Source organism: Pseudomonas sp. PB106 (assembly GCF_009764645.1).
Taxonomy (GTDB): domain Bacteria; phylum Pseudomonadota; class Gammaproteobacteria; order Pseudomonadales; family Pseudomonadaceae; genus Aquipseudomonas.
Genome location: NZ_RWIM01000011.1, coordinates 29,152 through 51,029 on the forward strand (window position 1 = coordinate 29,152; position 21,878 = coordinate 51,029).

The following is a 21,878-nucleotide window of genomic DNA, read 5'->3' on the forward strand; positions in this document are numbered from 1 at the left end:
TTCAGACGATTTATGCAGGTTTTACAGGTTTTTTTATTGTCTTTATTTTTCGTTCAAAGCCTTTCAAACCGGGGCTCTCAGCGAAAAAAGGCAGTAAAGAAAACACGACTGATTGGCAAACAGCACGTCCGGGGGGCTACCAAAGCGAACATTTCGACTATGATACCCGGGTGTGCCCAGTTGGCCTGAGCAGCACAGTACTACTGAAAATATATGTTTCTTGGAGATACACCATGTCTAATCGCCAAACCGGCACCGTTAAATGGTTCAACGATGAAAAAGGCTTCGGCTTCATCACTCCTCAAGGTGGCGGTGACGACCTGTTCGTACACTTCAAAGCTATCGAATCCGACGGTTTCAAAAGCCTGAAAGAAGGCCAGACCGTCTCCTTCGTGGCTGAGAAAGGCCAAAAGGGTATGCAAGCTGCACAGGTTCGCCCAGAGTAATTTCTCGGCGCACTAAAAAAACCCCGTCCATGTGACGGGGTTTTTTATGCCTGCAAGAAACGCGGCCAGCAATCAGCCGCAGTTGACGCGAGTGATCACCAGGTTGTTGTCGGTGTTCAGGTTCAGGCGATCGGAGCGGTACTCCAGCGTGATCATATCGTTGGGCTTCAGGAAGCGTGCATTCTGCGCTCCGGCCTTGGCACGAGCCTGCTCCAACAGCTCGGGTGAAGCCTTCTTGCCAATGGCGAACTCCGCCGCGGTTGCTTCACAGCGGCTATGACCCGATTCGGTTGCCACTGGATCCTTTGCCGACTCGCTGGAACTCGTACTGCAACCGGCCAACAGGGCTGCGGCCATAAGTGCACCCAGTGTCGCGAACTTCAAAGGCATGAAGCCTCCTTGTATTCATTAAAGTTAAGCTGAGATCGTGCGACCGCCATTCCGGCGTTTGGTTTCACGGCCAAGGCCATCACCCTGCCCCACGATCAGAAAAACGCCGAGTTTGCCTGAGCGACGCTCGACTCTTCATCAATCAATCGTGACTGAATATTAACGGCGCTCAGTAGACGTCGATGTAGTCAAATGGCGGATTGGGCCAGTTGTCCTTGAGCGCGTTGAAAATCTGCATCACCCAGACTTCATCGCTGGCCGCGACATTTCCCACGTAGCCCGAGCCCTTGGCCCACGTCTCAAGACGAAACAGCAGACCGTCGATGTCCTGCCCACCGGTAACGCCCGTGGAAATATAGGCAATACCGCCCTTCGTCACGCGCAGCTGGGTGTGCTCGTCATCACTGGCGGAGGCCAGCAACTGGCGCACTGCGTCGAGCGTAAGGCCATCAGCGGTATTCAAATCGATCTGCACAGCACGGTCCTTGGGTCAGCCGGAAAAGACCAAGTGTCGCATAGCACTGCGCTCATGCCTAAGTCGCAGTGCCAAACCTCCGACAAAATGGTTAACTCAGAACTCAGACCTTTCGACTTTTCGAGCGCTCTCATGACCACCATCAGCATCGACGCCGCCATCAACGCCAAATGGGCAGACGGACACAGTTCTTACAGCCCTGGAACCACCGAAGAATTGGCGCTGATTGGTATCGATCTATTGGTCAAGGAACTGGGCACTGAAGCCGCCCAGCAATTCATCAAGCAGATTTTCGAACGCTACCCGACCGAGCAGGCCGGGCATGCACACGCAGAGAAGGTGTAAACACCCGCAGGCTGGCACCTGCGGGTTGATGCTTTACTTCAAGCGTTTCAGACGCTCGGTGAGCAAGTCGAAGAAGCCTTGGGCATCACCACTCTCTACCCAGAATGCATTCTTCGGCGCTTTCAGTCCGTCATACCAGTCAACAATGGTCTGACCAAACGTCGGTCCTTCACGGCTATCCACCACAACGTTTACCGAGCGACCGGTGAACAGTTCCGGCTTGAGCAGATAAGCCACGACAGTTGCGTCGTGCATCGGGCCACCCGGAATACCGTAGTGCTCCATGTCGCCTTTGATGTACTCGTTGAGGATGTCGCCGACGATTTTGCTCGCATTGTTGTTCAGCGCGGCAATCTGCTTCAGACGTGCATCACTGGTGAGGATCTTGTGCGTCACATCCAGCGGCAAATACGTCAGTTTAACGCCGCTCTTGAGCACCACTTCAGCCGCTTGCGGGTCGGCAAACAGGTTGAATTCCGCCACCGGGGTGATGTTGCCACCATTGAAGTGCGCACCACCCATGATCACCACCTCCTTGATGCCTTGAACAATCTCAGGCTCCTGGATCAGCGCGAGTGCCAAGTTGGTTTGCGGACCGAGCATGGCAATCGTAATGCTGTGCGGCTTGGCTTGCTTCAGGGTGTCGATCAGATAGTTGACCGCACTGCCTTGCGCCAGACCCTTTTTAGGCTCGTGAACGGTGACACCCGACAGGCCTTCCTTGCCGTGGATGTTCTCGGCATAGATAGGCGTGCGCATCAGCGGTTTCGGAGCACCGGCATACACCGGTACATCCTCACGCCCTGCCCACTCGCGGGCCAGGCGCGCGTTGCGCGAAGTCTTGTCGAGACGCACGTTGCCGGCCACGGTGGTCAATGCACGAATATTCAGCTCATCCGGCGATGCCAAGGCGAACAACAAAGCAACCACGTCGTCAGCACCGGGATCGGTGTCGATGATCAGGTCGATTTTTTCCGCCGCGTGAGCGCCGGTTGCAGTTATCACGGACAAAAGCAGCAGACTCCGGATCAGATGATGCAGTTTGTGAGCATAGCGTTGCATGGCGCATTCCTTGTGCAGGTGAAATCGAAAAATCAGAACGTGACCCCAGCGACGAGCACGATGTTGCAGTACGGCTGACATTCGCCTGTACGGACAATCGCCCGCGCCTGTCGGCTGAGGACTTTGAATTGCTCATGACTGAGCAGGTCGCGACGGCCCAAAACGCCCTCTTCACTCAACGTTTCCAGCGTGTTCAGCGCCGCAGGTTGCTTGTCGAAGATTTCCTTGGCTAACGCATGACTCTCCACCTGCATCTCGCTGAGCACGACTTTCAAAGTGCTGACGAAATCGGGGATACCGTGCGTCAGCGCGAGGTCGATCAGCTCGACGCCCGGAGGTACTGGCAGCCCGGCATCACCGATGACCACCATGTCGCCATGGCCCAAGGAGGCAATCAGTCGCGACAGTGCGACGTTGAGCAAAGGAGTCTTTTTCATGCGGGTTTAAAGGCCTGTACGTCGGACATGGTGGGAATGGACGGTTGCGCGCCGGCGCGGGTAACCGACAGTGCCGCGGCGATCTGCCCGTAGCGAATGGCCTCGGCTTCTGACTTGCCACTGGCAAGCGCAGCCGCAAAGCCGCCGACGAAGGTGTCCCCGGCGGCGGTGGTATCAACCGCCTTTACCTTCGGAGCGGGGAAATGCTCGAAGCCTTGGCCATTGGCGAACAACGAGCCTTCAGCACCGAGGGTGATGATGACTTTTCCCGCGCCGAGGGCGATCAGGTGACTGGCGGCATTTTCCGCTGTTTGCAGCGAGTCGACCGGCAGCCCGCTCAATGCGGCGGCTTCGCTTTCGTTGGGAATCAGATAATCAATCGCGGCAAACCAGTCGGCCGGCAGCGGTCGACTGGCAGGCGCCGGATTGAGAATGACAGTCTTGCCCAGTGCACGTGCACGTTTGAGCGCGTGCCCCACCGTGGCATCAGGAATTTCGAGCTGGCAGATCACCACGTCGGCGGCTTGCAGCACGGCATCAAACCGATCAATGACCGCAGACGTCATCGCCCCGTTGGCACCCGCGACAATCACGATGGCGTTCTGACTGTTGTCATCGACCACGATCAATGCCACGCCACTGGAGTCTTCAACGATACTGACTGCCTGACAGTCGATCTGCTCGGCCAGCAAGGCGTCGCGCAATTGCACGCCATAGTCATCGTTGCCGATGCAGCCGACCATTGCGACCTGCGCCCCAAGTCGTGCAGCGGCCACCGCCTGATTGGCGCCCTTGCCACCCGAGACGGTGGTGAAGGAGTGACCGATCAGCGTTTCACCGCCCCGCGGCAGCCGTGGCGCCCGGGTGACCAGATCCATGTTCAGGCTGCCTATTACCACTACATTTGCTGGCATACATCAGTACTCGTCAATTCGGTTTCAGCGGTATTCGGTGAACACGCCGGACAGCGGCGCAGTCGATTCGCGCAAGACAATACTCGGGGTCACGATGCGTTGATCGGTGCCCAGATTCGGTGTCGCAATTCTTCGCAACAATACCTCCGCAGCCATTTCGCCCAGTTGCAGGATCGACTGGCCGACGGTGGTCAGTGCCGGGTACACATAACGGCTCATCTGAATATCGTCGAAGCCAATCACTGACAGTTCGCTCGGCACACGCACGTTGCGCTCGGCTGCCGCACGCAACACGCCGATACCAATCATGTCGTTACCGGCAAAAATCGCGCTGGGCGGATTGCTTTCCAGCAGAATCGCCGCCGCGTTATAACCGCCCGTGCTGGTGAAATCACTTTCCAGCATGCGCGCTCGGCGCACTTCGATACCCGCCTCCTGCAACGCCCGGCAATAACCGGCCTGACGCATCTGCGCCACGCTGGTGCTCGCCGGGCCGCCAATAGTGGCGATATCACGATGCCCCAACTCAAGCAGATGCCGCGTGGCGAGGTACGCGCCGTATTCGTGATCGATGCGCACGAGATCGGCGTCGACGCCATCCAGGCCACGGTCGACGATGACCATTGGCGTTTTCACACCCGCCAAACCCTGCGCCAAGCCACTATCTCCACCCGCCGAGGCGACGATCAAACCGTCGATACGTTTTTCCAGCAGCACGCGCAAATAGCTGCGCTGCTTTTCCGGATTATCGTCGGAGTTGCACAGGATCACGCAGTAGCCGTTTCGCTCGCAATAATCCTCGATCCCCCGCGCCAGCTCGGCGAAGTAAGGGTTGAGACTGTTAGGCACCAGCAAGCCGATGGTTGCGGTGGTTTTGGCTTTGAGCGAACGCGCCACCGCACTGGGCACGTAGTCGAGGCTCTTGATGGCCGCCTCGACTTTCAGACGAACTTCCTTGCTCACCGGCCGCGTGTTGTTCACCACGTGGGACACGGTTGTGTAGGAAATTCCTGCGAGCGCCGCTACATCTTTGATCGTTGCCATATCGGTATCTCAGCCCCGGCGACTGGCGCGTTGACTGCGATAGGTGTCGAGCACCACAGCGATAACAATCACCGCACCGGTGATGATGCGCTTGGTCGGTTCAGTCGCGCCGATCTGTGCTAGACCAGCCGCAAGTACGGAAATGATCAATACGCCAAAAAACGTGCTGATTACCGAACCGCGCCCGCCCATCAGGCTGGTTCCGCCGATCACCACCGCTGCAATGACTTGCAGTTCAAGCCCGGAGCCCGCATTCGGGTCAGCGGCTTCCAGACGCGAAATCTGGAACAGCGCAGCGATCCCGGCCAGCAACCCCATCAGGCTGAACACCAGAATCTTGTAGGGTTTCGGATTGATCCCGGCCAGCCGAACCGCCTCTTCATTGGTGCCGATACCGATCAGATAACGGCCAAACACCGTACGAGTCAAAACTGCCTGCGCGATGAAAATCACCAGCAAGGCAATGATGAACGACGGCGAGATACCGAACGCGATCGGGTTCGACAGCCAGGCAAACGAATCGCCGATGTAGGCAGTGCGCGACCCGGTCATCTGATAGGCCAGACCCCGGGCCATTTCTAACACGCCGAGGGACACGATGAACGATGGAATACGCCAGGCCACAGTGATCGAGCCGGTGACCGTACCGGCCAATGCCGCCACCGCCATGCCAAGCAACGCCGAGGGCAAAACGCCCCAACCCCAACCGAGAATCGCCACGCTGACGGTGGAAGCGGCCAGTGCCAGCACCGATCCGACAGAAAGATCGATGCCACCGATGATCAGCACGAAGGTCATGCCGACCGCCAGCACCATCAGGTCAGGGATCTGGTTGGCCAGCGTGCTGAAGGTGTTATAGGACAAAAAGTGGCTGCTCAATACCGAGAACAAAGCCACCATCGCCAGCAAGGCGCCAGCGAGGCCCAGATAAGTGCCCAGCCCGTAGAAATTGCCACTACGTTTGCCGGCAGGAGATGCAGTTTTCATGGGAGATCCCTTGGCGCCGCTTCGTTGAGCAACGCATCACGTTTTTGGTAGCCGGCAAATGCGGCAGCAAGCAAATCATCCTGGGTCCAGCTGTCGCGCTCGAAGGTGTCGATCAGACGTCCCGCCGACAGCACACCGATCCGGTCGCAGATCAGCATCAATTCGCGCAGGTCACTGGAGACCACCACCAGCGCTTTGCCTTGCCGGGTCAATTCGCCGAGCAGGCCATAGATGTCGAACTTGGCACCGACGTCGATGCCACGGGTAGGCTCGTCGAACAGCAGCACCGAACAATCACGCTCCAGCCAGCGGCCGATCACCACCTTCTGCTGGTTACCGCCGGACAATTCTGAAACAAGCTGTGTAGGACTCGAACTGCGGATGCGCATGGCGTCGATCTGACGCTGCGCCAAAGAGATTTCGTCGTTGTTGTTGACGACACCAGCCCGGGAAATTTCCGGCATGTTACCCAACGCAATATTCGCGCTGATCGACTGACTGAGCAGAAGCCCTTCGCCCTTGCGGTCTTCGGTGATCAAGGCAATGCCATTGCGCACCGCATCGACCGGCGAGCGCACACTGATCACCTGCGCCGGCGAACCCAGTGCGATAGTGCCACTGTCGGCGACATCAGCACCGAAGATCAGCCGCAACAACTCAGTGCGCCCTGCCCCGATCAATCCGGAAATTCCGAAAATTTCGCCAGCGCGCACTTCAAAGGAAACATCCCGCACTTTATCCGAGCGGGTCAGGCCGTTGACCGTCAATGCCGGCGCGCCGATCTTGCGCGGCCCCATGTCGATGTGTTCGCCCAGCTCACGCCCGACCATCAGCGTGACCAATTGCTCGCTGTTGTAATTGGCCATCGGCTCGACGCAGACCAGATTACCGTCGCGCAGTACTGCAATTCGCTGGGCAACGCGCGCCAGCTCTTCGAGGCGATGGGAAATGTAAATGATCGAGACACCACGCGCCTGAAGACGGGTGATTTGCTCGAAAAGCATCTCGACTTCACGTGCCGTCAACATCGCGGTTGGCTCATCGAGAATCAGCACATGGCAATCGCCGATGAGGTTGCGGGCGATTTCGACCATTTGTTGATGGCCGATGCCCAGTTCTCCGACCAGCGTGTCCGGATCGATTGCGTCGAGGCCGACTTGCGCCATGGCTTCAATCGCTGCTTTGCGCAGTTGCTTGCGGCTGATCCAGCCACCGTTGCTCGGCAAGTTGTCGAGAAACAGGTTCTCCGCCACCGACAGCGTCGGCAACAAATTGAGTTCTTGCATGACCATGCGCACGCCAAGCTCTTCAGCCTGGGTGCGACTGCCTGGGCGATACTCCTTGCCCTGAAACTGCATCTGGCCCGTGGTCGGCGTGACCAGTCCGCCAATGATTTTCGACAAGGTGCTTTTACCGGCGCCATTCTCGCCGGTCAGCGCCAGTACTTCACCGCGCATCAGCGTCAAATCGATGCCGGTGAGCACCGGTTGCGCATAGGTCTTACCGATACCGCTGACCGAGAGGACAGCGTTCGGGGCGGAAACTGACATAGAAACTCTCCATGCGCTCGCCCGGACGGACGAGCGCCGTTGTGTCGCCAGAAGACTTACTTGGTGACCAGCTCGACCGGTGTTTCGATCACACCGTTGGTACCGCTGTCGACTTTTTCGCCCTTGATGATTTTCAGCGCGGTTTCGATGCCGAACACCGCCTGCTTGGCGGCAAACTGGTCAGCAGTGGCCAGCACACGGCCGTCCTTCAACATCGGCTTGATCGCGTTGATGTTGTCGTAACCCACGACCTGCACCTGACCTGCCTTGCCTGCGGCACGGACAGCGGAAACGGCGCCGACGGCCATGCTGTCGTTGCCGGCCAGCAGTGCTTTGACATCTGGGTATTCGCTGAGGATCGAGGCGGCAACCTTGTTGCCCTTGTCGATCTCCCAGTCGCCAGACTGCAGCGAAACCACTTTGATCTGCGCCGCGTCCATCGCGTCTTTGAAGCCTGCGGTACGCTGCTGAGCGTTGGTGGTCGTCGAGACACCTTCAATGATGCCGACCTCGTCACCAGCCTTCAGTTGCTTCGCCAGGTATTCACCGACCAGACGCGCACCTTTGCGGTTGTCCGGGCCTACGAAGGGCACGCTGATGTTTTTGCTTTTGACGATTGCCGGATCAAGCTGATTGTCGATGTTGATCACGGTGATGCCGGCATCGACGGCTTTCTTGATCACCGGCACCATGGCCTTGGAATCAGAAGGTGCGATGACCAGGGCGTTAACTTTCGCCAGGATCATTTGCTCGACAATCCGCGTTTGGCCAGCGGTGTCGGTTTCGTCCTTGATGCCATTGGAAATCAGATCGAAATCGGCAGAGTGTTCTTTTTGATAAGCCTTGGCGCCGTCTTCCATGGTCAGGAAGAATTCGTTGGCCAGAGACTTCATGACCAGCGCGACTTTGGGTTTTTCCGGGGACTCGGCGAAGGCCGGAGAGACAGGTAGTGCGGCGGCTGTGGCAGCCAGCATAGCGACAGCAAGAAGACGTCCAGCGAATGGCAGCTTCATGGGTTCACTCCGATCTTATGATTATTGTGAGCAACGCTTGCGCCGGCGTAAGCTACATCGCTTTCTTCGGAGAGACAGGCCACCGGGAAAGCCGCGCAAACGTTTGCGTAGACCGAACTATGCGAATCCCGCCGACATTTGTCAACAATCGACCGTCGTCATTTTTTGTAGGGCGAATCCGCTGATTCGCCCCGTGGTCGCTTATGCCGTGGTGCTGACCAGGTTGCCGCTGGTGGCGCCCTTGGTCATTTCCTTGACCAGTGCAGCCGCGACCTGCATTAACTCGCCACTGGTTTGCGCGATCTGCCCCTGAATGGACATGACTGCTTGCGATTTGGCTTCGGGCGTCGGATAGCTGTGAGCCTGTGCCGCGGCCAATCGCTGCTGCTGTTCCTGAAGCTGTTTCTGCAGTTCCTGCATCCGCTTCAATAGCGTTTTGACAGTCACGCTCTGGTTATCGCTTCCTTCAGCCTTGGTGTCTTCCGGCGCGGCGCCACCGCCGGTTCGAACCTGATTGCTATGAGCTTTCTCAGTGCCCAACGCTTCGCTGGAAGCATCCGCCCCCGCTTCATTCAATGCATTGATTGTCGCTGCGGTTTTGCCGCCGATCGTGACTGCGCCAGGGTTAGAAAAACCGATCGTCAGTGACATGTGGACTTCCTTAATTTTAGTTTCCCTGAACAACCATCGGCTCGCGCGAGACTTTCTTTAGCAGAAAGCCCTGATCCGGCAAGCCGATTCGTTCGACAGGACCTGTAGTCCTTTTCGGTGAACCGAACGTGGACGCCGCCATTGTTCGGAAACCCGGATAAAGGGTGCGTCCCGTCACTCAAGCACTCATAAAAAATTGATTTAAATCATAAAGTTAAACATTTCTCTCATGCAAAGTCCGGCTGGTACAGATCCTGCTCTCCCCAAGTACCCCAGACATTCAGATCGGTCCGGGGTGCATCTAGATGAACCTGCATCAGCACCGTCTCACTACTAGAGAGAAAAATAATGAAATCTGCTTTCAACACTTTGGTTCCGGGCGCTTTGGCCCTTCTCCTGCTCCTGCCCACCGCCCTTCAGGCAAAAGAAGTCGAAACCCAGACCAAACTCGCCAATGTGGTTGTACTTGCCACGGGCGGCACCATTGCCGGTGCCGGCGCGAGCGCTGCCAACAGCGCCACCTACCAGGCCGCAAAAGTTGGCGTAGAGCAATTGATTGCCGGCATTCCCGAGCTGAGCAAACTGGCCAATGTGCGCGGCGAACAAGTCATGCAGATTGCTTCGGAAAGCATCACCAACGAGAACCTGCTGCAACTGGGTCGCCGTGTCGCGGAACTGGCTGACAGCAAAGACGTCGATGGCATCGTCATCACCCACGGCACTGACACCCTGGAAGAAACTGCCTACTTCCTCAACCTGGTCGAGAAGACTGACAAGCCGATCATCGTTGTTGGCTCGATGCGCCCGGGGACCGCGATGTCCGCCGATGGCATGCTCAACCTGTACAACGCCGTAGCCGTGGCGAGCAGCAAAGAAGCACGTGGCAAAGGCGTGCTGGTCACCATGAACGACGAGATCCAGTCCGGTCGTGATGTCAGCAAAATGATCAACATCAAGACCGAGGCGTTCAAGAGTGCCTGGGGCCCACTGGGCATGGTGGTTGAGGGCAAATCCTACTGGTTCCGCTTGCCAGCCAAGCGTCACACCATGGATTCGGAATTCGACATCAAAAACATCAAGAGCCTTCCTGACGTAGAAATCGCCTATTCCTACGGCAACGTGAGCGATACCGCCTACAAAGCGCTTGCCCAATCCGGCGCCAAAGCAATTATCCATGCCGGCACTGGCAACGGTTCGGTGTCCTCTCGCGTGGTGCCAACCCTGCAGGCTCTGCGCAAGGATGGCGTGCAGATCATTCGCTCGTCCCACGTCAATGCTGGCGGCTTCGTGCTGCGTAACGCCGAACAGCCTGACGACAAGTACGACTGGGTTGTCGCGCACGATCTAAACCCGCAAAAAGCCCGCATCCTGGCAATGGTCGCTCTGACCAAAACCAATGACAGCAAAGAGCTGCAACGGATGTTCTGGGAATACTGATTGACCCTCGCCCGATCAATTCTCGATCGAGCACGGAGGTCACCACCCGCCTGCTTGGCGGGTGGTGCGCCACTTACAACCCTTCTGCTCTTTTCCTACAAAAAATTCGACTCGACCTACACCAAAATCGGAAAACCGCTGTCAGAGGATCTTCTTGAATTTTAAGCAGTTGCGAAAATGCTTACAGTTAAATACTGTATGCACGTACAGCTTAATAAGGATAACCTCGTGGCCACCTCTCCTGATGCTCCTGACGCTTACGAACGCATGGGCATGCGCGTTCAGAAAATCATCAACTCCCCCACCGCACAGAAAGCCAAAGCCGCACTGATCTTCCGTTTGCCGGATGAGCCGATGGATCAATGGGAGCGCCTGCTCGAGGAAATCGACGAGAACGACAACGTCACTCTCGCTTACCGCGACGACGGTGGCGTGCAGATTTTTTGGGTTGTGCCGAAGGAAGATTGATTCAATGAGTGTCCGCTGTGTTGCTTTACTGTTGCTGTTTTTTGCCATGGGTGCCCAGGCTGGCGCGCCCCGTACTTTCACCGAAGCTAAAAAGGTCGCCTGGAAACTGTATGCACCGCAGTCCACCGAGTTTTATTGCGGGTGCAAGTACACCGGCAACAAGGTTGATCTGAAGGCTTGTGGTTACGTGCCGCGCAAAAACGCCAAACGCGCTTCGCGCATCGAGTGGGAGCACATTGTGCCGGCCTGGCAGTTTGGCCATCAGCGTCAATGCTGGCAGGAAGGCGGACGCAAGAACTGCACACGCTATGACCCGTCTTACCAGAAAGCCGAAGCAGACCTGCATAACCTGGTGCCGAGCATTGGCGAGGTCAACGGTGACCGCAGCAACTTCAGCTACGGCTGGCTACCGGTGCAATCCGGACAGTACGGTTCGTGCTTGACCCAAGTCGACTTCAAAGCGAAGAAAGTCATGCCCCGCCCTTCGATTCGCGGCATGATCGCCCGCACCTATTTTTACATGAGCAAGCAATATGGTTTGCGCCTGTCAAAACAGGATCGACAACTGTATGAGGCGTGGGACAAGACCTATCCCGTGCAGGACTGGGAGCGCCAGCGCAATCAGAGCGTGGCGTGTGTGATGGGGCGCGGCAATGAGTTTGTAGGCCCGGTAAACATGAAAGCCTGCGGTTAATTGACCACATAAAACGAAAGGGCCTCGAACGTTATGTTCGAGGCCCTTTTTCATGTCTAGTTGCCAGATTTGTTGTAACGCCAGTAGCCCATCAGGTTGAGCGCCTCGCGTGGAATGCCGCACTCCTTGATCAGATATTTGCGCAGACTCATGACTGCCGCACTTTCCCCCGCGATCCAGCCGTAAAAGCCTTCAGTCGCGGTGTCGGCGACTTCCCAGAGAATGTCTTTATCGATATCCACTTCCGCCAGCTCCACCGCCTGGCCCTCGCAAGAACTATGCACTGGCAAGGTCGCTTGCCGCACGGCATCAACCATCAATGCACCGGCAACCGCTGCAGCCGCTTCATCGCGAATCAGCCATTGCACCGACAGGCCAGGCCAGTCAGGCATGACAAGCATGTCCTGAGCACTGTCGACCTCGAAGAATGCCTGCGTTTGCGGTGGTTCGGCGAGAACTGCCAACTCGTCCAGAATCCCCATTGCTGCCGGCAACGCGGTTGAGTCGGCAACCAACAGCAATTGCTTGAGCGTTTTTGGCGGCTTCCATTCGAAACCACCGGCCTGCTCCGCTGAGAAATGATGGTCAGGGGCAAGAATCTGCATCGACTCCCCCGGCTGCGCTCGCAACGCCCAACGCGAAGCCGGACCGGTTTCACCGTGCAGAACAAAATCGATATCCACCTCGCCCTGTTCGGCGCGCAAATGCCGAATGGTGTAGGTGCGCATCGCCGGACGTCGATCCACAAGCATCGACTTGAACCGTGCGTACCAACCGTCCTCTTGGGCGAGCCTGGACTGCGAACCATCAGCGGCGGGGAAAAACAGCTTGACCCGCTGATCCGGAGCCCACGTGGCCATTTCGTGAACCGGCGGCCCCACCAGAGTGAGGCGCATCATGTGCGGGCTCAACTGCGTTTTACGGTGCAAGGTGACATCGAACAATTTGTAAGGATTGGCGGAGGCCATGGGGAGCTCCTTTTGGAATTCAGCAGCGACTCCATTAGGAACGAATCGCGTCTGATTACCTTTAGGCAGCTCTCCCGAATTGAATGTTTACGGCGTGATCGGATGCTCGATGATGACCGATTCAACGTTCTGCTTTTTAGCCTTCACCAATGCCGCATCAACCTGCACCTTGCGCGCTTCGGCTTCAGCCTGAGTGTTGAATGGGCCAATCAGAATGCGCGTTTTGCCGCTGCTGTCTCTGATGACTGTCGGAACGAAAGCATGTTCGATCAACCAGCCGCTCAGATCACTGACCGCCTGAGGTGTTTCGCCGCGCACTTCAAGATCCCACTGCGCAGCAGGTGCCACAGCTTGAGCTGCCGTGACCGTCGTTTTCGGCTTCTGCTCGTCTACACTCTTGCCTTCACCACACCCTGCCAATGCCAGTGCCGCGACCAACCAGACCAATTTGCGCACAACGCTTTCCTCGGAATTCTCAAAGCGACGATCTTAACATTCATAAATACTTCGCGAGCCCCGCAAAATGGGCACAAAACAACGAGATTGATGATTGCAGCCTCTGTATAGTTACGCCCTGGGAATTAATGCCGCATCTGCGCGTCAGAAAGAGGCACCCAAACCGTGAGACTTCGCACTAATCTATACGCACCACCGACCTCTGCACTGTCTGAATCAGGTGCCCTACAAAGCAATCAAGGAGAAGACCATGCTGATACTCACCCGCAAAGTCGGTGAAAGCATAAACATTGGTGATGACATCACTATCACCATTCTGGGCGTAAGCGGCCAACAGGTTCGCATCGGCATCAACGCTCCGAAAAACGTTGCAGTGCACCGGGAAGAAATCTACCAGCGCATTCAGGCTGGCCTGACCGCCCCGGACAAGCCACAGACTCCCTGAGTCGCACTGCAGTCAGTAGCCAGTTCGTTTGCCCGCGCGCAATGACTGGCTAAAGATTCACGCGCCGTTTTGCCAACCGCTCCTACTCAGCTGGGTACGGCGCCTGACACACCTGCTCTCCTCCGCTACTGCTATCGCCCTCCATTGCCGCCCGATACTACCTGCCATTCCCAGAGCTGACTGTCGGACGTTTCCGATAGAGCACAGAGAATTCGCTCTCCTAACCAAATGTCACGCCACGCGCCATACCAGTGGCAGCGATGACCATCAGCACCAGCAGCAACGCCTCCACGTGACTGATACGGGCAAACAACTTTGACCGTCCGGTATCGAGCACCGCGCCCCGCGCTTTTGCAATCCGCCACCTTATCAACGTGATCATCGGCGCAAGCTCTATCAGCAGAATCAGCACGAACAGCGTCATCTTCAAATGAAAGAGTGGCTGATGAAGGTAATAGTCCATGCCTTTTTCATAGCTGCCGAAGGCACGCATCCCACCAGTGACCAACAAGATCAGCGCAGAGACGCCCCAGATATTGTCGGCCAGCAAAATCCGCCCAGCCTCGTCCGTACCGGAGGCGAGCCGGCTGAACGCTGTTCCACGTGTCAGCACTGCCCAGAAGGCCAGGGCAAAAGCGAGTAAGTGAATAGCTGCAAGAAACCAATGACCCAGCATCGACACACCCCCATCGGAAAGAGTTGAAAATCGGCCAGTCAGTAGTAGTTGAAAAAGTATGGATTTGCCCGCGACGTCTAAGGGCAAAGCTTTGAATGCCAAATCGCAGGCAAAAAAAATCCCAAGCAGCTGATGGAAGCTTGGGATTTAAAAATGCATAAACCGTGGTGGTGAACGCGGGACGGATGTTACTGAAATTCACAACCTGCAACAAGGTCTTTTCGATAACCGGCTGGTTAAATAATTCTGTAACCCATTCATTATCCGCACAATTTTTATGGACGAACGGTCACTGAGCTAAAATCTGCTTCCGCTGATCTCGGCGGCCGATTGGGCGCCTCAGGATAAAGAGCTGGGAAAGCTTTAAAAATCCAACACAACAAAAAAGGGCCCACCTTTCGGTGAGCCCTTCTAGACCGCCCAGCAGAGCGGATTTTGTTTGGTAGGCGCGATTGGACTCGAACCAACGACCCCCACCATGTCAAGGTCTGCTAGGAGCAAGCTCCAAGCCCTGCTGCTCTTGGATTTCTCAGAACGCCCATTCACATCATGAGGCGTCAAAAATGGCAAATTTCCGCTTACTCCCATCCGGCAACTGGAATGCTCAGGTACGGGTTAAGGGCAAACCACCCCAGTCGAAAACCTTCAGCACGAAGGCCGAAGCAGAATCATGGGCGAGACAGGTCGAGGCCGTAACGGTAGATCGAAAGCATCACACTATATATACGCTGGGCATGACCTACTGCGAAACCATGCTCAAGGGGAAAGGCAGCTACGACCATGCACTGAAAATTGTGGAGCATCTGGGTAGACACTTCACACAGCCCATCCACGAAATCACCCCACAGATGATCAACGATTTCAAAATTATGCGATTGAAGAAGGTAAAGCCGTCCACGTGCAGGACGCAGCTTGCTTTCATGTCCCGCTTCTACAGGTTCGCCAAACGGGGCCTATTAATCGACATCCACAACCCTGTCAGTGATATCGCACTGCCAAAGCCTGACCGTTCTTCTGACAAAGTGATTCGAGCAAGCGAGCTTGAGCGGCTACTGGCGAAGCTGTCGCCCGTGATGAAACTTATAGTCGAACTGGCATATGAAACCGCCATGCGTCGATCAGAAATTCTGAGGCTGACAAAAGACTGCCTGCATTTGAAAGACCGCATTGTCGATGTGATTGATGGGAAAAGCGGAACACGATCAGTTCCTCTAACTCACCGAGCTGTGGAAATTCTCCAACTTGCCCAACTGTGGGCCACTGTGGGGCGCCACCCGAACGGCCAAGTGTTTTCGGTTACACCGCACGCAGTGACTCAAGCGGTACGCTTGGCACGCGTGAAGGCTGGCTTGGATAGTAGCGTTCGACTTCACCAACTCAGGCACACTAGGATCACAAACGTTGCCAAGAAGGGATTCAACAACGCTCAAATCATGATCGTCTCGGGCCACCGGGATACTCGATCCGTCGCTCGATACTCACATCTTAATGTCAGGGACGTTCTACACCTGATCGACTAACCCCCACGCCTTTTCCACAGCCAAGGCGCTATCGCTTTGGCTGTTTTCCGTACTACACCAACGGCAACGGCAGCACGCAGTTTTCCGAGTACAAGTTGACAATTCACGACTTCGAAAAGATCCGGCACCGATTGACTGACAAGGAGCTGAAGGGTGTACGCCGATACTTCGGCGTGAAACCAACTGTTGAAGTAGTAGTTGCAGAATCTGCAACAGCTCCCCCAGCCTTGGTGAAGGAGCTGTTCGAGGTAATCACTGTGCAGGGTGACACTCTGACGATGAGCAGTAAGGAGATTGCTGAGCTGACAGAGAAGCGTCACGACAATGTGATGGTAGACATTCGGGCGATGCTGGAGGGGCTAAATTTGTCAGCCCTGAGTTTTCAGGGCTGCTACAAAGGTGGAAATGGGAAAGAGCTGCCATGCTTCAACCTGACACGTGACCTGACTGAGACACTGATTTTGGGGTACAGCATCCCACTACGTCACGCTGTCGTTGTTCGTCTACGTGAACTGGAGGCCCAAGTAGCCAAACCAGTTGTACCGGCACTTCCAGACTTCTCTAACCCTGCTGAGGCCGCTCGTGCTTGGGCGTCAGAGTTTGAAGGTCGAACCTTGGCACTCGAAGTTCTGAAGGTGAAAGAAGTGAAGATTACCGAGGACGCACCAAAGGTTGAGTTCTACGACGATGTTGCTGTAGCTGAAGGTTCACACACCGTTAAGCAAATAGCTGACATGTTGAAGACTGGTCGCAACGAACTGTACCGCTTCCTACGGAGGCACAAAGTTTTGATCGAACATGGCAAAGATCACAACTTGCCGTACCAGGTGCAGAAGACCGCAGGTCGATTCACTGTTCTGGAAGAGCCATATAAGCACCCGCACACCGGCAAGATCACGCTCGGTACTCGCACGATGGTGACTGGTAAAGGTTTGATCTTTATTCGGGAACTTATCGAAGAACATAATCGAGTAGAGCTAGACAGAGTGGAATAACACCTATGCACCCAGATACCGTTGAATACAGGGCCGCACTCGCTTGCTCCGGGGAGTAAAGCTCTGCTTAGTTGACATTTCGACCACAATGTAGCCATGATTTTTATCTTGACGTCAAAAGCCAAGGCACTATCATCTGCACCCAGCCAACGACGCTGGCACCGCAACACCTCCCCTGCTGATAAACCATTATCTCGTTTGTTCAAGCCATTAGGCCGCTGAGCAGAGCGGGTTTCGTGCTGTCTGCTGCTAGGAACAACAGTTCCACCTGATTGCTTTCGGAACATGAAGAGGGTTTGCACATGAACTAACAACATATAGGTAACACTACAACTATGAAACGGACCACCATTAACAGCAACTTCGATGAACTGCTGTCCGCAGCAGTACTCAATGAGTTGGACACACGCATTGGCGCCAACGCAAGCAAGTGGCTGAAGGACAACGCACCAGTTGCGAAATCCAAGAAGCTCCGGCAGGCAAAAGGCGCTGTAGGCCGGAAGCCGACTAGGATCCAGAATCCGTTCTACTGGTTTATAGGCGCCAAGACGGAATGGGAACGTTATCCAGCGTTTGCACTAGACATCATAGAAGGCGTTGCACGGCTTGACTGGCATGATCGACCAGCTGGCCAGGGTGGTAAGTCGATGCCCCTTTCTGTCCGCAACTTGGCAGTCATCCTTGAATCTCTTCCAATTGTAACCACGGATACCGTGCAAGATCTGTTGCAACTTGAAGAGCGGCACGCGAGGCGTTACGTGAAAGCAATTGAGCTGATCATTCCGTGGATGCTGAAGAGTCGCCCTCGCTCGCTGTTCAACGAGATGGAAAGCATCGAGCCGGATCGGCAGCCTTGCAAGTGGCAAGATTGGGACGTGGCGAACACCCCCAGCCCTAAAGAGCTAGCCCAGCTCTACTATGATTTACGGACGCTTACCCAGTTCAAGACCGCCGATGAGTACGACGAGGAACTGTTGTACAACGCCCCCATGGCAAACGTTGTTGCCTTCCCGCCTCGCCAGCAGCACCCCAAGAAGCCATTGGTGTTGCAGATGCTGGTTGATGGCGCCGGGACGAACGCCATCGAGAGAGAAACCGGTGTATCTCCGAAGACGATCAGAAAGTGGCGGGACGATATGCTCGCTGCACAGAGGATGCTGCACGCTGCCTGATCCGCCCTGCAAGAGAGGGGGACTAATTCGGCCGCATGTATCAAAGGCAAGTGCCAACTTCCGCCAGAGGACGGAATGGGGCACGGATCGCCAAAGCGTAGCTTTGAGATTAACTACCTCTATTAAGGATCAAACCTGTGAAGTTTAAATAGCAGAGGATAACTTGTGCCTAGGGCACGGATATCAACGCTGTAGACTAAAAAGAAGAGATGGGGCAGACAGCCCTTCCGCTCTTGCTTCTAACCTTGCTTAGAAACTTGTGGCTCCAGCCACGATTATCAGTGCAAGTTATAATGGTGACTTAGTCACGATTGATAGAATGTGCCTATGTGCACAAATTACCCTGCACAATTAACATCAAGAACAGGTGGTGGTTCACCCACCAACCTTCCTTCTCTAATCTCTAGAGTTATCAACCTTGAGAAGAGCTGATTAGATGATTGCCACGTGACGTGTACGTCACAGCATATATGCGCGGGGGCTTTCTTGCCCCTGCCCCCTGATTGCCCATCGGCCGTGAGGCAAGATATCAAATCTTTAAGCTAGGACGAGGTGGTGCAGTACGACCATCTTCTAGTGCTCTAACCTTCAAATTGACATAACGTGACGATACGTCGCAGCTTACATCTTGGGATGGGGATCAAAGACTTATGGGGCTTACCCCTCCCCCACTTCGTCACTGAAGAAGATTAACCGATTGATAACTGTTACATGCCAAGATGCAGTAAGCACCCTGCCGGATGCGTTATAATCCGGCGCCAACTTAACGGTGGCAACATAAGACAACAGCTAACTAAATTACACTCACATATCGCAAAATAGTGCAACTTTTATTGTATGTATGCATTGACAACTAGAGATATTGCTGTATACTACATAGAGTAAAAGTAGCAACCTTAACTCCCTCCCCGCAAAACCTTCACATACCCCCCAGCTTGCACCGCCCAGTTCAACTAACTGGATGCACAGGCCCGTTAACGATCCGGGGCAAGATGATCGTTTCCATTGGAAAGTAAGCTGCACCGAACAGGTTGATGCGAGCCTTCACGGTAATGCCCAGGTCAGGGGATGCAGCGAAAACTGACCACTAATCAACCAACTTACTTCACAACGAAGTGATCCCGCACTTGCTCATAACAAGTACGCACGCAACCCCAACCCGCGCCTCGTCCTGAGAGCGGGCTTTCTATTCCTTCGGGAACTTACACATACATTCATTCAATAGGTAACCCGCTATGGCACAGCGCCGATTACGGCTACACACCTGCACATCTTGCGGCAGGAAGTTTTATAGCCGCTCCTCTTTATCCAGATTTGACTCAGTTCAATGTCAAGTTCGTGAATGGAGGGCACGCAATAAGCTGACTCAGAAGCAACTTGAAGAGCAGTACATCGCACAAGAGCTTGACAACAACAACCAACCACAACCGGAAGCAACGCAATGACTGACAACATCTGGCTCGAAGTAGACAAGAGCAATGGGGCGATCATGTCCTACTACCTACACTTGCCCACAACCTCATCCAGCAAGTTCGACTACATCGAGGCCACCCAAGATGAATTGACCTACTTGAACGCTCTTGAGGAGGCAGTATTTCCCCAAGGAACTATAGCAACAATCAGTGACCTATCAGAGCACCGGGTAAGGGTACGAACGGCAAAAGCTAACGCCGCCAAGATACCAGTCAAGGCAGCCTACAAGCCTTCAAAGAAGCCCCAGAAGCCCGCTGACAAGGCAAAAGACACCAACGCACCAGCGAGCAAATTTAACGCAAAGGAACGCTTTATAGCGGCCCTGAAACAGCATCGCTCACGTTAGTAATCGAGAACAAACATGACAACACAGTATAACTACGGCATCGACACCGTTGAGTTCTTCAAACACACCGAGCAAGAACTTCAGAAACTAACCAAAGACAAGGAGACGGCCTACTTCCGGCACTGCACTTCACTGGCCTACCCGCAACTAGGCGTAAACGTAGCCTGGGTAAGTGAGAAGCCTCTAACCGCAGCTCTGAACGAGCTGGCAGGATGGATGATCGCCGGTTACACCGTTGTAACTTCCGTAAGCCAGCCGTTGTATCTCAGCGTCAATCTACGAAAGCCACAGAAAATGATCGAGGATGACCTTCTTATCGTTGCAGATGAGGCCAAGGCTGAATACGCAGCCAGCCGCTATGCCCGCAACGTTGCAGAGACGCGTCGCCAGATGGAAATCACCATCACACGACGTGCGAGGGAAGCAGCAGTGGAAGCAGCCAAGGTTGCAGCGGCTCACCAAGTGTCCGAGGAAGAGTTTGCCCTTGCCGACCTGTTGAAGGCCTACGGCAAACCGCCTAAGACCAAGGCTACCAAGTCCGATGAGGTGGCAGCGTGAAGCCAGAACAATTCAAGACTCACATCGAGTCAGACTCAAGGAAGACCTAATGCCAGCAGCAATGGTTGCGGATGTAACAGGCTTGTAACAGTGGCGTCCATCGCAGTCCACGCCCGCATTGGAACGGTCAGTCAGCAGCGATCCCCTTAGGCAAGTGATCACCGAAGATTTCTTCCGGTATTGTGCCGCCCATGTCCCTCATGATCCTCAAGAAACTGTCGACGGCGACCAACCAAGCGTCGTGCGTCCAGACGGGTGCAATCAGGTTCGAGTTCAGATTGCCAATTGGATTGAGTAGCAGCCTCGGGCTCTTCCATGAAGCTGCGAACAACGACAGCTTGCCATCGACAATCGAAAACTTTGGTAACGGCTTCAACTCGCCTTTGCGTGGACCGTGCGGCTCTTTGGGCTCGTGGCTATGCCAACTTACCCTGATGGCATCATTGAATCTATCAACCAGCACCTGCGGTTCCGACGCCAGCAGCTTTGACGTTAATTCGTTTAAGGCACCGAACGCTATTTGAGCTTTCGTTATCTGGACAGCTTGAATCTGACGCTTGCGATTGTACTCAGCAAGCTCCTGGCGATCTCGCTCAGCTAGTTGATTCGCGCGTTGGCGCTTTGCCTCACGAACGGCATCCCGGCGTTGCTGAGCTTCTGCAGTCAGGGCTGGCTTGGCAATCGTTCCGGACTGAGCGGTAATCTCTAGAACGAGTGGATGATGACGCTCATCCACGATAGTCAGCAAATCCCCGTCTGTATCGTAAGGGGTTAGATACAAGTTGGCTCCGTAAAACTTCGCACCCGGCTGGAGGGACTCCAGCACCTTCACCGCCTCGTCCAAGGCCTTTGCCAACTGCTCTTGAGTAATTTCACCTTTGATCTTCAGTCTCACGCTGCGATTCCTTAGCGTTCATTCGCCTATGCGGCTTGCCGAGCCCCCACCAGACTGACAATTCGCTATGCAAGCGGCGCCTACGGGCAATGGGCAGACCGACTGATCGGCCCCGAATGTCACGATTAGTGTGTTCACGATTACAGCACATGGACCCAGCATTGGGGAATGCCTGCACCACTACCCTCCCCAGCGCTTCAACACCAGTTCGGCACCCGTATAAGGGAGCTGCGTGTCGCCATGAACATGAGTCAGGAAGCGTTCGCTGACAAGTGCGGCTTCGCAAGGACGTATATGTCCCGCATTGAAACTGGTGGTGCCAACCCTTCTATCAATGCCATCAAGGTGCTCGCGGATGCTCTGGGCGTCAGCATCTCGGATCTGTTTGAAGGAATGTAAGACAGGGCAGCTCCCGAGGAGCCTTACAAGTAACTGATCAGAACTAACCAACACCTAATCCC

General features: G+C 55.1%; 26 protein-coding genes. 12 read left to right on the top strand and 14 right to left on the bottom strand.

The window, feature by feature from the left end; genetic code table 11:
- The first annotated feature begins 233 nt into the window (after positions 1-233).
- Entirely contained in the window at positions 234-446 is a 213-nt protein-coding gene (locus EJA71_RS01945) for a cold-shock protein (RefSeq protein ID WP_003179963.1), read from the top strand.
- 72 nt (positions 447-518) lie between these two features.
- Here the strand turns inward: EJA71_RS01945 and EJA71_RS01950 are convergent, their stop codons facing one another.
- On the bottom strand, positions 519-836 hold the full coding sequence (locus EJA71_RS01950) for an I78 family peptidase inhibitor (protein ID WP_158953838.1): 318 nt from the start codon (positions 834-836) through the stop codon (positions 519-521).
- A gap of 169 nt (positions 837-1,005) precedes the next feature.
- Entirely contained in the window at positions 1,006-1,311 is a 306-nt protein-coding gene (locus EJA71_RS01955; protein WP_158953840.1) for a hypothetical protein, read from the bottom strand.
- Positions 1,312-1,443: 132 nt separating this feature from the next.
- On the opposite strand from EJA71_RS01955, the gene EJA71_RS01960 reads away from it, so the two are divergent.
- Positions 1,444-1,656: a hypothetical protein gene (locus tag EJA71_RS01960; protein ID WP_158953842.1), complete on the top strand. Its 213-nt coding sequence runs from the start codon at positions 1,444-1,446 to the stop codon at positions 1,654-1,656.
- Positions 1,657-1,689: 33 nt separating this feature from the next.
- Here EJA71_RS01960 and EJA71_RS01965 read toward each other — a convergent pair whose 3' ends face one another.
- The 8 genes from EJA71_RS01965 to EJA71_RS02000 form a co-directional block, all read right to left on the bottom strand.
- Positions 1,690-2,718, bottom strand: a complete 1,029-nt coding sequence (locus EJA71_RS01965) for a nucleoside hydrolase (RefSeq protein WP_158953844.1) — start codon at positions 2,716-2,718, stop codon at positions 1,690-1,692.
- Positions 2,719-2,750: 32 nt separating this feature from the next.
- Complete coding sequence (rbsD, locus tag EJA71_RS01970; protein WP_158953846.1) at positions 2,751-3,155, bottom strand: D-ribose pyranase; 405 nt, start codon at positions 3,153-3,155, stop codon at positions 2,751-2,753.
- On the bottom strand, positions 3,152-4,069 hold the full coding sequence (rbsK, locus tag EJA71_RS01975) for a ribokinase (protein WP_158953848.1): 918 nt from the start codon (positions 4,067-4,069) through the stop codon (positions 3,152-3,154). The genes rbsD and rbsK overlap by 4 nt, the downstream gene beginning before the upstream one ends.
- 24 nt (positions 4,070-4,093) lie before the next feature.
- The gene (locus tag EJA71_RS01980) at positions 4,094-5,113 is read right to left on the bottom strand and encodes a LacI family DNA-binding transcriptional regulator (RefSeq protein ID WP_158953850.1); all 1,020 of its coding nucleotides are present in this window, start codon (positions 5,111-5,113) and stop codon (positions 4,094-4,096) included.
- 9 nt (positions 5,114-5,122) lie between these two features.
- Entirely contained in the window at positions 5,123-6,100 is a 978-nt protein-coding gene (locus EJA71_RS01985; RefSeq protein WP_158953852.1) for an ABC transporter permease, read from the bottom strand.
- A complete protein-coding gene (locus EJA71_RS01990) occupies positions 6,097-7,650 on the bottom strand; it encodes a sugar ABC transporter ATP-binding protein (protein WP_158953854.1) in 1,554 nt (517 codons plus the stop codon). The genes EJA71_RS01985 and EJA71_RS01990 overlap by 4 nt, the downstream gene beginning before the upstream one ends.
- A 56-nt stretch (positions 7,651-7,706) precedes the next feature.
- Positions 7,707-8,663: a sugar ABC transporter substrate-binding protein gene (locus EJA71_RS01995; protein WP_158953856.1), complete on the bottom strand. Its 957-nt coding sequence runs from the start codon at positions 8,661-8,663 to the stop codon at positions 7,707-7,709.
- A gap of 201 nt (positions 8,664-8,864) precedes the next feature.
- Entirely contained in the window at positions 8,865-9,314 is a 450-nt protein-coding gene (locus EJA71_RS02000; RefSeq protein WP_158953902.1) for a hypothetical protein, read from the bottom strand.
- A 348-nt stretch (positions 9,315-9,662) separates the two neighbouring features.
- Here EJA71_RS02000 and EJA71_RS02005 point away from each other — a divergent pair, with 348 nt between their 5' ends.
- The 3 genes from EJA71_RS02005 (at position 9,663) to EJA71_RS02015 (ending at position 11,913) form a co-directional block, all read left to right on the top strand.
- Entirely contained in the window at positions 9,663-10,751 is a 1,089-nt protein-coding gene (locus tag EJA71_RS02005) for an asparaginase (protein ID WP_158953858.1), read from the top strand.
- A gap of 198 nt (positions 10,752-10,949) precedes the next feature.
- The gene (locus EJA71_RS02010) at positions 10,950-11,219 is read left to right on the top strand and encodes a DUF1654 domain-containing protein (RefSeq protein ID WP_186622505.1); all 270 of its coding nucleotides are present in this window, start codon (positions 10,950-10,952) and stop codon (positions 11,217-11,219) included.
- Between the two features lie 4 nt (positions 11,220-11,223).
- The gene (locus tag EJA71_RS02015; protein ID WP_158953862.1) at positions 11,224-11,913 is read left to right on the top strand and encodes an endonuclease; all 690 of its coding nucleotides are present in this window, start codon (positions 11,224-11,226) and stop codon (positions 11,911-11,913) included.
- 56 nt (positions 11,914-11,969) lie between these two features.
- Here EJA71_RS02015 and EJA71_RS02020 read toward each other — a convergent pair whose 3' ends face one another.
- Together EJA71_RS02020 and EJA71_RS02025 are read right to left on the bottom strand one after the other, a co-directional pair.
- Positions 11,970-12,881, bottom strand: a complete 912-nt coding sequence (locus EJA71_RS02020; RefSeq protein WP_158953864.1) for a siderophore-interacting protein — start codon at positions 12,879-12,881, stop codon at positions 11,970-11,972.
- 87 nt (positions 12,882-12,968) lie between these two features.
- Complete coding sequence (locus EJA71_RS02025; protein ID WP_158953866.1) at positions 12,969-13,337, bottom strand: SPOR domain-containing protein; 369 nt, start codon at positions 13,335-13,337, stop codon at positions 12,969-12,971.
- Positions 13,338-13,587: 250 nt separating this feature from the next.
- Here EJA71_RS02025 and csrA point away from each other — a divergent pair, with 250 nt between their 5' ends.
- Entirely contained in the window at positions 13,588-13,782 is a 195-nt protein-coding gene (gene csrA / locus EJA71_RS02030; protein ID WP_003179932.1) for a carbon storage regulator CsrA, read from the top strand.
- A gap of 220 nt (positions 13,783-14,002) precedes the next feature.
- Here the strand turns inward: csrA and EJA71_RS02035 are convergent, their stop codons facing one another.
- The gene (locus EJA71_RS02035; RefSeq protein WP_158953868.1) at positions 14,003-14,458 is read right to left on the bottom strand and encodes a DUF2214 family protein; all 456 of its coding nucleotides are present in this window, start codon (positions 14,456-14,458) and stop codon (positions 14,003-14,005) included.
- 563 nt (positions 14,459-15,021) lie between these two features.
- On the opposite strand from EJA71_RS02035, the gene EJA71_RS02040 reads away from it, so the two are divergent.
- The 5 genes from EJA71_RS02040 to EJA71_RS02060 all read left to right on the top strand — a co-directional run bounded on the left by EJA71_RS02040 (position 15,022) and on the right by EJA71_RS02060 (position 20,522).
- Positions 15,022-15,978: a site-specific integrase gene (locus EJA71_RS02040; protein ID WP_158953870.1), complete on the top strand. Its 957-nt coding sequence runs from the start codon at positions 15,022-15,024 to the stop codon at positions 15,976-15,978.
- 95 nt (positions 15,979-16,073) lie between these two features.
- Positions 16,074-16,973: a phage regulatory protein/antirepressor Ant gene (locus tag EJA71_RS02045; RefSeq protein ID WP_158953872.1), complete on the top strand. Its 900-nt coding sequence runs from the start codon at positions 16,074-16,076 to the stop codon at positions 16,971-16,973.
- Between the two features lie 335 nt (positions 16,974-17,308).
- Positions 17,309-18,145, top strand: a complete 837-nt coding sequence (locus EJA71_RS02050; protein ID WP_158953874.1) for a helix-turn-helix domain-containing protein — start codon at positions 17,309-17,311, stop codon at positions 18,143-18,145.
- A gap of 1,441 nt (positions 18,146-19,586) precedes the next feature.
- Positions 19,587-19,964: a hypothetical protein gene (locus tag EJA71_RS02055; RefSeq protein WP_158953876.1), complete on the top strand. Its 378-nt coding sequence runs from the start codon at positions 19,587-19,589 to the stop codon at positions 19,962-19,964.
- A gap of 15 nt (positions 19,965-19,979) precedes the next feature.
- On the top strand, positions 19,980-20,522 hold the full coding sequence (locus EJA71_RS02060; protein WP_158953878.1) for a hypothetical protein: 543 nt from the start codon (positions 19,980-19,982) through the stop codon (positions 20,520-20,522).
- Between the two features lie 127 nt (positions 20,523-20,649).
- Here EJA71_RS02060 and EJA71_RS02065 read toward each other — a convergent pair whose 3' ends face one another.
- Positions 20,650-21,417: an OfxX fusion product gene (locus EJA71_RS02065; protein ID WP_116657255.1), complete on the bottom strand. Its 768-nt coding sequence runs from the start codon at positions 21,415-21,417 to the stop codon at positions 20,650-20,652.
- Between the two features lie 168 nt (positions 21,418-21,585).
- On the opposite strand from EJA71_RS02065, the gene EJA71_RS02070 reads away from it, so the two are divergent.
- On the top strand, positions 21,586-21,816 hold the full coding sequence (locus EJA71_RS02070) for a helix-turn-helix domain-containing protein (RefSeq protein ID WP_116657254.1): 231 nt from the start codon (positions 21,586-21,588) through the stop codon (positions 21,814-21,816).
- Positions 21,817-21,878: the final 62 nt, after the last annotated feature.